A 14,770-nucleotide genomic window follows, 5' to 3' on the forward strand; every position below is an offset into this window, starting at 1 on the left:
GCTTCCTTAGCGTTTTGCCTGCCAGATACGGGCCTGATAATCACGGATTGAACGGTCAGAGCTGAACATACCGCAGCGGGCGGTGTTCAGGATGCACGCCCGGGTCCACGCCTCCTGATCGCGATAGAGCACGTCGACCAGCTTTTGCGCTTCGACATAGGCCGTGAAGTCCGCCATCACCAGATACGGGTCACCGCCGTGTTTGTCCATGCTGTGCAGCATCTGGTCAAACGCGTGCTTGTCGCCGTCGCTGTATTTACCGCTTTCCAGCTCCTTCAGCACTGCATCAAGCACTTTGTCTTTCTTACGCCATTTCACCGGGTCATAGCCTTTGGCCTTGATGGCTTTCACCTCTTCCACGGTATGGCCGAAGATAAAGATATTCTCTTCCCCCACCTTCTCGGCGATTTCGACGTTGGCCCCGTCGAGCGTACCGACGGTAAGCGCACCGTTCAGCGCCAGCTTCATGTTGCCGGTACCGGACGCTTCTTTCCCTGCGGTAGAGATCTGCTCGGAGATATCCGCCGCCGGGATCAGCATTTCAGCCGCCGAGACGCAGTAGTCCGGCAGGAACACCACCTTCAGCTTGTCGCCCACTTTCGGATCGCTATTGATCGCCGCCGCCACTTTGTTGATGGCGAGGATGATGTTTTTCGCCAGGTAGTAGCCCGGCGCCGCTTTCGCACCGAACAGGAACACGCGCGGCACGCGGTCAGCCTGCGGGTTCTCGCGGATCTCTTTGTACAGCGCCAGAATGTGCAGCAGGTTCAGGTGCTGGCGTTTGTACTCGTGCAGACGTTTGATCTGGATATCGAAAATCGCATTCGGGTTGATCTCAATCCCGGTACGCATTTTCACGAACTCCGCCAGGCGAACCTTGTTCTCCAGCTTGATCGCACGGTACTGCTCGCGGAATTTCGCGTCGTCGGCCTGTTTTTCCAGGTTGATGAGCTGGTCCAGATCGTTGGCCCACTCTTTCTTCAGGGTCTTGTCCAGCAGGCCGGCCAGCAGCGGGTTGCACTGCTTGATCCAGCGACGCGGCGTGATGCCGTTGGTCACGTTGTGGAATTTGGTTGGCCATAGCTGGTGGTATTCAGGGAACAGATCTTTCACCACCAGATCTGAGTGCAGCGCCGCCACGCCGTTCACCGCAAAGCCGCTCACCACGCACATGTTTGCCATGCGCACCTGCTTATCGTGAACCACCGCCAGCTTCGCCCAGACCGCTTTATTGCCCGGCCAGGTTTTATCCACGAGCTTTTTAAACTGGTCGTTAATCTTGTTGATGATCTGCATGTGGCGCGGCAGCAGCGCTTTCACCAGCTTCTCATCCCAGCACTCGAGCGCTTCCGGCATCAGGGTGTGGTTGGTGTAGGCAAAGGTACGGCTGGTGATGGCCCAGGCGTCATCCCAGCTCAGTTGATGCTCGTCGATCAGCACGCGCAGCAGTTCCGGGATCGCAATCGTCGGGTGCGTGTCGTTGAGCTGAATCACTTCGAAGTCCGGCAGCTGCGCCAGCTTGCGGCCCGCCAGGTGATGGCGACGCAGAATGTCCGCCACGGAGCAGGCGCACTGGAAGTACTGTTGCATCAGGCGCAGCTTTTTACCGGCCAGGTGGTTGTCGTTCGGATAGAGGACTTTGGTCAGCTTCTCGGCGTCGATACCCTGCTGCTCGGCGCGCAGGAAATCGCCATCGTTGAATTTGGTCAGGTTAAACGGATGGGCATGCTTCGCCTGCCACAGACGCAGCGGCTGCGCCACGCCGTTACGGTAGCCAAGCACCGGCAGATCCCAGGCTTCACCGGTGATGGTGAACGCAGGCTCCCAGAGCCCCTGCTTTGTCACTTTCCCGCCAATGCCAACCTGCACATCCAGCTGCGCGTTGTGGCGGAACCACGGATAGGTATTGCGATGCCAGTCGTCCGGCGCTTCCATCTGATGTCCGTCGGCAAACGACTGACGGAACAGGCCGTACTGGTAGTTCAGGCCGTAGCCAATCGCCGACTGGCCGACGGTCGCCATGGAGTCCAGGAAACAGGCCGCCAGACGTCCCAGGCCGCCGTTGCCCAGCGCCGGGTCAATCTCTTCTTCCAGCAGGTCGGTCAGGTTAATGTCATGCTCTTTCAGCACATCACCGACTTCCTGATACCAGCCGAGGTTCAACAAGTTGTTGCCCGTCAGACGGCCAATCAGGAACTCCATTGAGATGTAGTTTACATGGCGCTGGCCTTTTACCGGTTTTGCCAGAGGTTGAGCATCCAGCTGCTCTGCGAGCGCACCGCTCACTGCCTGCCACCACTGGTGAGGCGTCATTTCATTTGCAGCATGAAGGCCAAAACGCTGCCACTGACGCGTCAGGGCAGCCTGGAATTGAGCTTTGTTGAAGGTAGGCTGTGACATAGGGGATCGGCATCCTTTAGAAAGAAAACACAAGTTGGCGCTAGTGTGCCTGGCTCATTTCCCCTCTTCCTCCTCCCGTGGGGGATTAGACAGGGAGGAGTAGCAGGGATGAGCAGAAAAGTGTGATCGAGGCCACTCTCAGAGCATAGTTCGAGTGTGCCCGGAAGATAAAAAAGTAACCGAGGATAATGTCAAAGAAATGAAATGCAGTTTCGGGTGAAATCAAACCCCACCGAAATAATTACTTACGTAGAATAATATTTCTGCAATCACGTAATCGCTAAGGAGATTATTAATCTCCCTTAACTTTACCAGCAGTATATTAAATTTGACGTCACTATCCCTTTCTGAAACCAGTTTCAGCGCAGCGGTAACCAGTACAGACAAGCCAGCAGTGACGGGGCGTCAAAGACCTTTCCAGAAAGTTCCATCTTCTTCCTGAATGTTTTGTGACAGAGTGCAAATTCACAGCCACCAAATCCAGACATAACTTGCAATAGTTAACTTATTGGCCGACCTTATATCCATTAATTACGAAGCGCAAAAAAAATAAAATCTCTCGTTCCCCACAGTGAAGTGAAACCTATGTTGATTCCGTCTAAATTAAGTCGCCCGGTTCGCCTTGACCATACAGTGGTCCGCGAACGTCTGTTGGCTAAACTTTCCGGCGCGCATAATTTCCGACTGGCGCTGGTTACGAGCCCTGCAGGTTATGGAAAAACAACGCTCATTTCGCAATGGGCCGCAGGTAAGAGCGATCTTGGCTGGTACTCCCTCGATGAGGGCGATAACCAGCAAGAGCGTTTTGCCAGCTATCTGATTGCCGCCATACAGCAAGCCACCCATGGACACTGCGTCGCCAGTGAGATGATGGTGCAAAAGCGCCAGTATGCCAGCTTATCTTCCCTTTTCTCTCAGCTGTTTATCGAACTGGCCGAATGGCATCGCCCGCTTTACGTGGTGATTGATGATTATCATCTCATCACTAACCCGGTGATTCATGAATCGATGCGTTTCTTCCTGCGCCATCAGCCGGAAAACCTGACTTTAGTCGTGCTGTCACGCAACCTGCCGCAGCTGGGTATTGCCAACCTGCGCGTGCGCGATCAGCTTCTGGAAGTGGGCAGCCAGCAGTTGGCCTTTACCCACCAGGAAGCAAAACAGTTCTTTGACTGCCGCCTGACCTCACCGATTGAGGCCGCCGAAAGCAGCCGTCTGTGTGATGACGTTGCGGGCTGGGCGACGGCGCTGCAGCTTATCGCCCTCTCTGCCCGGCAAAACAACAGTCCGGCGCATCAGTCTGCGCGGCGTCTGGCGGGCATCAACGCCAGCCACCTTTCTGACTACCTGGTGGATGAGGTGCTGGACAGCGTCGATCCCTCGACGCGTAATTTCCTGCTGAAAAGCTCTCTGCTGCGTTCCATGAATGATGCGCTCATCGTGCGGGTGACGGGCTGTGAAAACGGTCAGCTGCAGCTCGAAGAGATTGAACGTCAGGGCCTTTTTCTGACGCGCATGGACGATCCGGGCGAGTGGTTTAGCTATCACCCGCTGTTTGGTAGCTTCCTGCGCCAGCGCTGTCAGTGGGAAATGGCGGTTGAACTCCCGGAGATTCACCGTGCCGCCGCTGAAGGCTGGATGGCACAAGGTTTCCCGAGCGAGGCCATCCACCACGCGCTGGCCGCCGGTGATGCCAGCATGCTGCGCGATATCCTCCTCAACCATGCATGGGGCCTGTTTAACCACAGCGAACTGACGCTGCTGGAAGAGTCCCTCAAAGCCCTGCCGTGGGAAAGCCTGCTGGAGAACCCGCGTCTGGTGCTGCTGCAGGCCTGGCTGATGCAGAGTCAGCATCGTTACAGCGAAGTGAACACCCTGCTGGCGCGCGCCGAGCAGGAGATGGAAAGCGAAATGGATACCACCCTGCACGGCGAGTTCAACGCGCTGCGCGCTCAGGTGGCCATTAACGACGGCGACCCGGACGAAGCTGAACGGCTGGCGATGGTCGCGCTGGATGAACTGCCGCTGGCTAACTTCTACAGCCGCATCGTGGCGACCTCGGTGCACGGCGAAGTGCTGCACTGCAAAGGCGATCTCACGCGTTCGCTTTCACTGATGCAGCAAACCGAGCAGATGGCGCGTCGTCATGATGTCTGGCACTACGCGCTGTGGAGCCTGATCCAACAGAGTGAGATTTTATTCGCGCAGGGGTTCCTGCAGGCCGCCTGGGAAAACCAGGAAAAAGCGTTCCAGCTGATTCGTGAACAGCATCTGGAACAACTGCCGATGCACGAGTTCCTGTTGCGTATTCGCGCTCAGCTGCTGTGGGCATGGTCGCGTCTGGATGAAGCAGAAAGCTGTGCCCGTCAGGGTGTGGATGTTCTTTCCAGCTTCCAGCCGCAGCAGCAGCTGCAGTGTCTGGCGCTGCTGGTCCAGTGCTCGCTGGCGCGCGGCGATCTCGATAACGCCCGCAACCATCTTAACCGCCTGGAAAACCTGCTCGGCAACGGTCAGTATCATAGCGACTGGGTGTCAAACGCCGATAAGGTCCGGGTGATTTACTGGCAGATGACCGGCGATAAAAAATCCGCCGCCAACTGGCTGCGTCAGACGCCAAAACCGGAATTTGCCAACAACCACTTCCTGCAGAGCCAGTGGCGCAACATTGCCCGCGCGCAGATCCTGCTCGGTGAATTAGAGCCCGCTGAGATTGTGCTGGAGGAGCTGAACGAGAATGCGCGCAGCCTGCGCCTGATGAGCGACCTGAACCGCAACCTGCTGCTGCAGAACCAGCTCTACTGGCAGGCGGGTCGTAAAAACGATGCCCAGCGCGTGCTGCTGGAGGCGCTGCAGCTGGCTAACCGCACCGGGTTTATCAGCCACTTTGTGATTGAAGGTGAAGTGATGGCGCAGCAGCTGCGTCAGCTTATTCAGCTCAACACACTGCCGGAGCTGGATCAGCATCGCGCCCAGCGTATTCTGCGCGAGATTAACCAGCATCATCGGCACAAGTTCGCGCATTTTGATGAGAACTTCGTTGAACGTCTGCTGAACCACCCGGAAGTGCCGGAGCTTATTCGCACCAGCCCGCTCACCCAGCGCGAATGGCAGGTTCTGGGGCTGATCTATTCAGGCTACAGCAACGAACAGATTGCCGGTGAGCTGGCGGTGGCGGCGACCACCATCAAAACGCATATCCGCAACCTGTACCAGAAGCTGGGCGTGGCGCATCGTCAGGATGCGGTGCAGCATGCACAGCAGCTGTTGAAGATGATGGGGTACGGAGTTTAGTTTTGTGCGGCCTGATGCCCTCACCCCGGCCCTCTCCCACAGGGAGAGGGAGAACAATTTGTAGGTCGGGTAAGCGCAGCGCCACCCGACACAACCGTTAGCACAATTCCAGCTGCAGATTATTATCCTTAATCACCTGCATCACGCCCGCCGGCGGCATCACGTCGGTATAGACCGCATCCACCATGCTGATGCTGCCCATGTTCACCATCGCGTTACGGCCAAACTTCGAATGGTCTACCACCAGCATCACGTGGCGCGAGTTTTCAATGATCGCGCGCTTGGTGCGCACCTCGTGGTAATCAAACTCCAGCAGCGAGCCGTCGCTGTCGATGCCGCTGATCCCCAGAATGCCGAAGTCGAGGCGGAACTGGGAGATAAAATCGAGGGTGGCTTCGCCGATAATTCCGCCGTCGCGGCTGCGCAGCTCCCCGCCCGCGAGGATGATGCGGAAATCGTCTTTCTGCATCAGGGTGTTAGCCACGTTCAGGTTGTTGGTGACCACGCGCAGGTTCTCGTGATCCAGCAGGGCATGGGCGACCGCTTCCGGCGTGGTGCCGATATCAATAAACAGCGTTGCCCCGTTCGGGATCTGGCTGGCGACCTTGCGGGCAATACGCTCTTTCTCCGCCGTTTGTGTGGCTTTACGGTCGTGCCAGGAGGTGTTGACCGAACTCGACGGCAGCGCCGCGCCGCCGTGGTGGCGAAGAATACGGTTCTGATCGGCCAGGTCGTTCAGGTCACGACGGATGGTTTGTGGGCTGACGGCAAACTGCTCCACCAGCTCTTCGGTGCTGACGTATCCCTGTTTTTTTACCAGTTCGATAATGGCGTCATGACGTTGTGTTTGTTTCATCAATTATCCCTGAGAATTATGTTCGTTTTCGCGCATGGAGCGTGTCGGCAAACGCCATCGCCAGCCCCACGGCCAGCCCGGCGACGTGTGCACCGTTGGCGATAGACATACCAAACAGATCAAACCATCCGGCAATTAACCATATTAACGCAAAGGTTATTAATCCGCGTTGCAGATAGATGCCGCTTTCCGGATCGCGCTCCCCACGAAGCCAGACGTAGCCCATCAGGGCATACACAACGCCCGATAGACCGCCGAACCACGGCCCGCTGAACTTGTGCTGCACGTAGCCGCTCAGCAGGGCGCTGATAAGGGTGATAACGATCAGCTTGCCGCTGCCCAGACGCTTTTCAACGGCACCGCCGAGATACCACCACCAGAGCAGGTTAAAGAGGATATGCATCACCGAGAAGTGCATCAGCGCGTGGCTAAAGTAGCGCCAGACGTCAAACTCAAGTGACGGATCATAGGGCCACGCCAGGGCAATCATCACGCTCTGGTCGCCGACCACGTTCATGATAATGAAGACGATGATGCAGGCCGCCATCAGCAGCAGCGTAAACGGACCCGCGCGCTCGCGAATGGTGGCGAGGAAGGGAAAGCGGCTGTAGTGCAATCCGCTGCCGGTCTGGCCGGACTGCCAGCTTGCCGCCAGATAGCGCGGGTCGCCAGGGTTCTCAAGAAAACGCGCCAGCTCCTCGTTTACCCGCCCGGCCTGGCTCTCATCGGCCAGCCAGACGTCGGTCTGCGTATGTTGCTGAATAGTCAGAATAACGCCCTGCGTCGCCATATAGTCGACAAACGCCTGGGCGACGCGCGGGTTGGTAAAAGAGGTGATCATCAACATGGGCAGCGGTCGCTTATTTCCACACAAAAGGGGACAGTATAGCGGGATCAGCGCTCAAAAGCGTATTCAACTTCCGCCGGGAAATGACGATGCCAGGCATCGAAACCGCCGTCGACGCTATAAACCGCGTCGTAACCCTGCTGAAGCAGGTACTGCGCCGCGCCTTTGCTGCTGTTGCCGTGATAGCACATGACCATAACCGGCGTCTCGAAGTCGTTATCGCGCATAAACGCGCCCAGCGTGTCGTTGGTGAGATGGAACGCGCCCGGCGTATGACCCATCGCAAAACTCTGCGGATCGCGGATGTCCACCAGCACCGCTTTTCCCTGGTGCATCTTCTGGTGGGCTTCTTCTACGTTAATACATTCAAACTGATCCATGGTGTTCTCTTTACAGTGGTCAACGACACAATTTTACCCCGTAGTGTACGTCCTGGCGGCGGGTAAACGCCATTATGTTATCCATATCACTCTAAATTGTTTTTTTGATGTTACCAAAAGCGCGTTCCTTTGCTATTATGAGCGATATCGAACATTTCTGAGCTTTAACGAAAGTGCATGAGGGTGTTATGGAAACCAAAGATCTGATTGTGATAGGCGGTGGCATCAACGGTGCCGGTATTGCGGTCGATGCCGCAGGACGCGGTTTATCCGTACTGATGCTGGAAGCTAACGATCTCGCCTGCGCGACGTCGTCCGCCAGCTCCAAACTGATTCACGGTGGCCTGCGCTACCTGGAACACTACGAATTCCGCCTGGTCAGTGAAGCACTGGCCGAACGTGAAGTGCTGCTGAAAATGGCCCCGCATCTGGCGATTCCGATGCGCTTCCGCCTGCCCCATCGCCCGCATCTGCGTCCGGCATGGATGATCCGAATTGGTCTGTTTATGTACGATCATCTGGGTAAACGCACCAGCCTCCCGGGTTCGAAAGGTTTGCGTTTTGGCTCAGAATCGGTCCTTAAGCCTGAAATCGTGCGCGGATTCGAATATTCCGACTGCTGGGTGGACGATGCCCGCCTGGTGCTGGCGAACGCGCAGATGGTTGAGAAGAAAGGCGGCGAGGTGAAAACCCGCACTCGCGCGACCGCTGCCCGTCGTGAAAACGGCCTGTGGATTGTGGAAGCGGAAGACATCGATACCGGCGAGAAATTCAGCTGGAAAGCGCGCGGCCTGGTGAACGCTACCGGCCCGTGGGTGAAGCAGTTCTTCGACGACGGCATGCATCTGCCTTCGCCGTACGGCATCCGCCTGATCAAGGGCAGCCACATTGTGGTGCCGCGCGTGCATACCCAGAAGCAGGCTTACATTCTGCAAAACGAAGACAAGCGCATCGTGTTTGTGATCCCGTGGATGGACGAATTCTCGATCATCGGCACCACCGACGTGGAGTACAAAGGCGATCCGAAGAACGTCGAGATCGACGAGAGCGAAGTGAACTACCTGCTCAAAGTGTATAACGCGCACTTTAAGAAACAGCTGTCACGCGACGACGTGGTCTGGACCTACTCCGGCGTGCGTCCGCTGTGCGATGACGAGTCTGACTCACCGCAGGCCATCACCCGCGACTATACGCTCGATATTCACGACGTTGACGGTCAGGCGCCGCTGCTGTCCGTGTTTGGTGGCAAGCTGACCACCTACCGCAAGCTGGCCGAGCACGCGCTGGAAAAACTGGCGCCGTACTACAAAGGCATTGGCCCGGCATGGACCAAAGGCGCGGTGCTGCCCGGCGGTGATATCGGCGGTAACCGCGATGATTACGCCGCGAAACTGCGCCGTCGCTTCCCGTTCATCACCGAAGGGATGGCGCGCCACTATGCCCGCACCTACGGCAGCAATACCGAGCTGTTCCTGGGCGATGCGAAGGACATTGCGGATCTGGGCGAGCATTTCGGCCACGAGTTGTACGAAGCCGAGCTACGTTACCTGGTTGAGCACGAGTGGGTGCGTCGTCTGGACGATGCTATCTGGCGCCGTACCAAAGAAGGGATGTGGCTCAACGCCGAACAGCAGTCTCGCGTGGCGCAGTGGTTGCTGCAAAATGCGGGAAAGCGTGAGCTGTCGCTGGCGTCTTAATGCGATCGGTGCGGGCTGATGCCCTCACCCTGACCCTCTCCCACAGGGAGAGGGAACAAACACTAAAAACGGCAACCGAGGTTGCCGTTTTGCTTTTATAACCTCACCGGATCAATATGCCAGATCGTCTCGGCGTACTCCTTGATGGTCCTGTCAGACGAGAAATACCCCATATTGGCGATGTTATACATCGCGGCGCTGGTCCACTTCTCCGGCTGGCGATACAGTTCGTCCACCTTGTCCTGACAGTCCACGTAGCTGCGATAATCCGCCAGCACCTGATAGTGATCGCCAAAGTTAATCAGCGAATCCACCAGATCGCGATAGCGGCTTGGTTCATCCGGGCTAAACACGCCGGTCGCGATCTGCGTCAGCACCTGGCGTAACTCTTCATCCCCTTCGTAATATTGACGCGGCGAGTAGCCTTTTCTGCGTAGCGCCTCCACCTCTTCCGTCGTATTACCGAAGATAAAGATATTGTCTTCGCCCACATGCTCCAGCATCTCGACGTTCGCCCCGTCAAGCGTACCGATGGTCAGCGCGCCGTTAAGGGCAAACTTCATGTTACTGGTGCCGGATGCTTCCGTCCCCGCCGTGGAAATCTGTTCAGAGAGATCCGCCGCCGGGATGATCAGCTGCGCCAGGCTGACGCTGTAGTTTGGAATGAACACCACCTTCAGCTTGTCGCCAATGTCCGGATCCTGGTTAACCACCTTCGCCACGTCGTTGATGAGATGAATAATGTGCTTCGCCATATAGTAGGCCGACGCCGCCTTACCGGCAAAGATCTTCACTCGCGGCACCCATTCGGCCGTCGGATCGGCCTTGATGCGGTTGTAATGGGTGATCACGTGCAGCACGTTCATCAGCTGACGCTTGTATTCGTGGATGCGTTTGATCTGCACGTCGAACAGCGCTTTCGGGTTTGCGACCACGTTGAGGTGCATCGCCAGCCAGACCGCCAGACGCTTTTTGTTCAGCAGCTTGGCTTCGCGCACGGCTTTGTTCACCGTCGGGAAATCAATATGCTGTTCCAGCTCGCTCAGCTGGCTCAAATCAGTACGCCAGGTGCGGCCAATATTCTCGTCCAGCACCTCAGAGAGCGGCTGGTTGGCCAGCGCCAGCCAGCGGCGCGGGGTGACGCCGTTGGTCACGTTGCAGAAGCGCGTCGGGAAGATCTTCGCAAAGTCCGCAAACAGCGACTGCACCATCAGGTTCGAGTGGAGCTCGGACACGCCGTTGACCTTGTGGCTGATGACAACCGCCAGCCAGGCCATGCGCACGCGACGACCGTTCGACTCATCAATGATGGACGCACGGCTCAGCAGGCCAGTATCGTTCGGATACTGCTCCTGCAGCGTCTTGAGGAAGTAGTCGTTAATCTCAAAGATAATCTGCAGATGGCGCGGCAGGATTTTGCCGAGCATGTCCACCGGCCACGTCTCCAGCGCTTCGCTCATCAGCGTGTGGTTGGTGTATGAGAACACCTGACAAGTCACCTCAAAGGCGTCATCCCAGCTGAACTTATGCTCGTCGATCAGCAGGCGCATCAGCTCCGGAATAGAGAGCACCGGGTGAGTGTCATTAAGATGGATCGCGGTTTTCTCCGCCAGGTTGGCGTAGGTTTTGTGCAGCTGATGGTGGCGGCTGAGGATGTCCTGAATGGTCGCCGAAACGAGGAAATACTCCTGACGCAGGCGCAGCTCGCGGCCCGAGTAGGTCGAATCATCCGGGTACAGAACGCGGGATACGTTCTCGGAGTGGTTTTTATCCTCCACCGCCGCGAAGTAATCCCCCTGGTTAAATTTACCGAGGTTAATTTCGCTACTGGCCTGGGCGCTCCACAGGCGCAGCGTGTTGGTGGCGTCGGTGTCGTAGCCGGGGATAATCTGGTCGTAGGCCACGGCCAGGATCTCTTCCGTTTCCACCCAGCGGGATTTTTTCCCTTCCTGCTGAATACGTCCGCCAAAGCGCACCTTGTAGCGCGTGTTGTGGCGCTTGAACTCCCACGGGTTACCGTACTCCAGCCAGTAGTCCGGGGACTCTTTCTGACGCCCGTCGACGATGTTCTGCTTGAACATGCCGTAATCGTAGCGAATACCGTAGCCGCGGCCAGGCAGCGCCAGCGTCGCCAGCGAGTCGAGGAAGCAGGCGGCGAGACGCCCCAGACCGCCGTTACCGAGGCCCGGGTCGTTCTCTTCGTCGATCAGTTCTTCTAAATCTAACCCCATCTCTTCCAGTGCGGTTTTGACGTCGTCATAAATACCGAGCGACAACAGCGCGTTGGACAGCGTGCGGCCAATCAAAAATTCCATCGACAGGTAGTAAACCTGACGCGTCTCCTGAGAGAGCTGGGCGCGGTTTGAGCGCAGCCAGCGTTCCACTAAACGGTCACGCACCGCAAACAGGGTAGCGTTCAGCCACTCGTGCTTGTTGGCAATAACCGGATCTTTCCCGATGGTGAACATCAGCTTGTAGGCGATAGAGTGCTTTAACGCCTCAACGCTGAGCGTGGGTGAAGAGTAGCTAAATGGAGCGTTCATATCAGTAACTTCGCCTCGTTACATCAAGCGTTGATAGAGATCGCGGTATGACTGCGCCGCGACGTGCCAGCTAAAGTCCATGGACATCGCCTGACGTTGTACGTAACGCCACAGCGATGGACGGGACCACAAGACGAAAGCACGCCGAATCGCCCGAAGCAGCGACCAGGCATTACTGTCCTCAAAGACAAACCCGCTGGCGATACCGTCCGCCAGGTTTTCCAGAGAGCTATCGGATACGGTATCCGCCAGTCCGCCCGTGCGGCGTACCAACGGCAGGGTGCCATATTTCAGGCCGTACAGCTGCGTCAGGCCGCAGGGTTCGAAACGGCTTGGCACCAGAATGACGTCCGCGCCGCCCATAATGCGGTGCGAGAATGCCTCGTGGTAGCCAATCTGCACGCCCACCTGACCCGGATGTTCCGCCGCGGCGGCAAGGAAACCTTCCTGCAGCACCGGGTCGCCCGCGCCGAGCAGCGCCAGCTGTCCGCCCTGCTCCAGTAAACCGGGCAGCGCCTCCAGCACCAGATCCAGCCCTTTCTGGCTGGTCAGGCGGCTGACCACCGCGAACAGCGGCACTTTGTCGTTAACCTTCAGGCCCATCGCAATCTGCAGCTGGCGTTTGTTTTCCGCTTTGTCTTCCACGGAATCACGGCCATAGCGCGCCGCCAGCAGGAGATCGGTTTCCGGGCTCCAGATCTGTTCGTCCACGCCGTTCAGAATGCCCGACAGGCGGCCTTCGCGATGGCGCTGTTGCAGCAACCCTTCCATACCGTAGCCAAACGCCGGCTGGGTGATCTCACGCGCGTAGGTTGGGCTCACCGCCGTGATGTGATCGGCGTAGTACAGCCCAGCTTTCAGGAACGAGATCTGCCCGTTAAATTCCAGCCCGTGCATGTTATAGAACGATAATGGCAGATCGATTTCACTCATGTGATGGGCATAGTACATCCCCTGATACGCCAGATTGTGCACGGTAAAGACCGATTTCGCCGGATGGCCGCGCGCGGCGAGATACGCCGGGGCAAGCCCGGCGTGCCAGTCGTGCGCGTGCACCACATCCGGGCGCCAGAACGGATCCAGCCCCGTAGCCATTTCTGCACCGACCCAGCCGAGCAGCGCAAAGCGCAGCACGTTGTCGGTATAAGCGAACAGGTTCGTATCGTGATACGGGCTGCCCGGTCGATCGTATAAGTGCGGCGCGTCGATCAGGTAAATCCCTACGCCATTGTAATGTCCAAACAGCAGAGTGATGCGTCCGGCGAAGGTCTCACGGCGGGTCACCACTTTTGCATCGGGTATACCACGCCGGATATCCGGAAAGGCGGGCAGCAGGACTCGGGTATCCACGCCTCCGGCGATTTGCGCTGCCGGTAATGCACCCAAAACATCTGCCAGACCGCCCGTTTTCAACAACGGGAACATCTCAGAACATACGTGTAAAACCTGCATCATCGCTCCTGTTTGATCTGCAGCTTCCGCAACATTTCCCGTGTGACTAACACGATCCCCTCTTCCGAACGATAGAAACGACGCGCGTCTTCTTCCGCATTCTCCCCAATCACCATCCCTTCAGGGATGACGCAGGCACGGTCGATCACGCAGCGACGCAGACGACACGAGCGCCCTACCCAGACATCCGGCAATAAGACTGCCGAATCGATATTACAGAATGAATTTATCCGCACGCGGGGGAACAGCACCGACTGCACCACCACCGAGCCTGAAATAATGCACCCGCCGGACACCAGCGAGTTCAGCGTCATACCATGGCTGCCGGAGCGGTCCTGCACGAACTTGGCTGGCGGCAGCGACTCCATATGGGTACGAATCGGCCAGTTCTGGTCGTACATATCCAGCTCAGGCGTGACCGACGCCAGGTCGAGGTTCGCTTTCCAGTACGCCTCCAGGGTTCCCACGTCGCGCCAGTAAGGTTCCGCATTCGGGTCGGACTGCACGCAGGACAGCGGGAAAGGATGTGCATACGCCATGCCAGCTTTCGTGATTTTCGGAATGATGTCTTTACCGAAGTCGTGGCTGGAGTTTTCGTCTTTGTCGTCTTCTTCCAGCAGCTCATAAAGATATTCTGCATCAAAGATGTAGATCCCCATGCTGGCAAGCGATTTGGTGTCATCGCCCGGCATGGTTGGCGGGTTCGCCGGTTTTTCAACGAAGTCGATAATTTTGTCGTCGGCATCCACGTGCATGACGCCAAACGCCGTCGCTTCAGCAACGGGCACAGGCAGACACGCCACGGTGCAGCGCGCCCCTTTTTCGACGTGGTCGATGAGCATGTGGGAGTAATCTTGCTTGTAGATATGGTCCCCGGCGAGGATCACGATGTATTCCGCGTTATAGCGACGAATAATGTCGAGGTTCTGGGTCACCGCATCCGCCGTCCCGCGATACCAGTTCTCGCCGTGAACGCGCTGCTGCGCAGGGAGGAGATCGACAAACTCGTTCATCTCTTCGCTGAAGAATGACCAGCCGCGCTGGATATGCTGAACCAGCGTGTGCGACTGATACTGCGTTATGACGCCAATACGGCGAATGCCCGAGTTCAGGCAGTTGGAGAGCGCAAAGTCGATGATGCGGAACTTACCACCAAAGTGAACAGCCGGTTTGGCGCGCTTGATGGTCAAATCTTTCAGACGGGTACCACGCCCACCCGCAAGTATCAGGGCAACCGTTTTTAATGGTAGCTGGCGTGCCAACATTAAGGGATCGTTCTTCTCTAATCTAACCATGACTAACTC

The 14,770-nt window shown here is 57.2% G+C and carries 9 protein-coding genes; 2 read left to right on the forward strand and 7 right to left on the reverse strand.

All coding sequences use genetic code 11. From position 1 onward, the window contains the following. Window positions 1-6 precede the first annotated feature (6 nt). Window positions 7-2,400: a maltodextrin phosphorylase gene (gene malP / locus P349_RS04570; protein WP_032648312.1), complete on the reverse strand. Its 2,394-nt coding sequence runs from the start codon at window positions 2,398-2,400 to the stop codon at window positions 7-9. Between the two features lie 585 nt (window positions 2,401-2,985). Here malP and malT point away from each other — a divergent pair. Next, the gene (gene malT / locus P349_RS04565; RefSeq protein ID WP_032648310.1) at window positions 2,986-5,691 is read left to right on the forward strand and encodes an HTH-type transcriptional regulator MalT; all 2,706 of its coding nucleotides are present in this window, start codon (window positions 2,986-2,988) and stop codon (window positions 5,689-5,691) included. Between the two features lie 97 nt (window positions 5,692-5,788). On the opposite strand, the gene P349_RS04560 is transcribed toward malT, so the two are convergent. The 3 genes from P349_RS04560 to glpE are packed head-to-tail and all read right to left on the reverse strand — an operon-like array spanning window position 5,789 to window position 7,774. Beyond that, entirely contained in the window at window positions 5,789-6,547 is a 759-nt protein-coding gene (locus tag P349_RS04560; RefSeq protein ID WP_008503060.1) for a DeoR/GlpR family transcriptional regulator, read from the reverse strand. A 16-nt stretch (window positions 6,548-6,563) separates the two neighbouring features. Beyond that, window positions 6,564-7,394, reverse strand: coding sequence for a rhomboid family intramembrane serine protease GlpG (glpG, locus tag P349_RS04555; protein WP_032648308.1), 831 nt, complete (start codon window positions 7,392-7,394; stop codon window positions 6,564-6,566). 47 nt (window positions 7,395-7,441) lie between these two features. Beyond that, on the reverse strand, window positions 7,442-7,774 hold the full coding sequence (gene glpE / locus P349_RS04550; RefSeq protein ID WP_006177908.1) for a thiosulfate sulfurtransferase GlpE: 333 nt from the start codon (window positions 7,772-7,774) through the stop codon (window positions 7,442-7,444). Between the two features lie 188 nt (window positions 7,775-7,962). On the opposite strand from glpE, the gene glpD reads away from it, so the two are divergent. Further along, window positions 7,963-9,471 carry a glycerol-3-phosphate dehydrogenase gene (glpD, locus tag P349_RS04545; RefSeq protein WP_032648306.1) on the forward strand — a complete coding sequence of 503 codons (1,509 nt, stop codon included), beginning with the start codon at window positions 7,963-7,965 and terminating at the stop codon, window positions 9,469-9,471. Window positions 9,472-9,566: 95 nt separating this feature from the next. Here the strand turns inward: glpD and glgP are convergent, their stop codons facing one another. Genes glgP through glgC form a run of 3 tightly spaced genes read right to left on the reverse strand, consistent with a single transcriptional unit; the run spans window position 9,567 to window position 14,761 of the window. Next, window positions 9,567-12,014, reverse strand: coding sequence for a glycogen phosphorylase (gene glgP / locus P349_RS04540; protein WP_032648304.1), 2,448 nt, complete (start codon window positions 12,012-12,014; stop codon window positions 9,567-9,569). Between the two features lie 18 nt (window positions 12,015-12,032). Then, complete coding sequence (gene glgA / locus P349_RS04535) at window positions 12,033-13,466, reverse strand: glycogen synthase GlgA (protein ID WP_024908888.1); 1,434 nt, start codon at window positions 13,464-13,466, stop codon at window positions 12,033-12,035. Then, complete coding sequence (gene glgC / locus P349_RS04530) at window positions 13,466-14,761, reverse strand: glucose-1-phosphate adenylyltransferase (RefSeq protein ID WP_032648303.1); 1,296 nt, start codon at window positions 14,759-14,761, stop codon at window positions 13,466-13,468. Before glgC ends, glgA begins: the two co-directional genes overlap by 1 nt. Window positions 14,762-14,770: the final 9 nt, after the last annotated feature.

The organism is Enterobacter sp. DC4 (assembly GCF_000568095.1).
Classification (GTDB): Bacteria; Pseudomonadota; Gammaproteobacteria; order Enterobacterales; family Enterobacteriaceae; genus Enterobacter; species Enterobacter pseudoroggenkampii.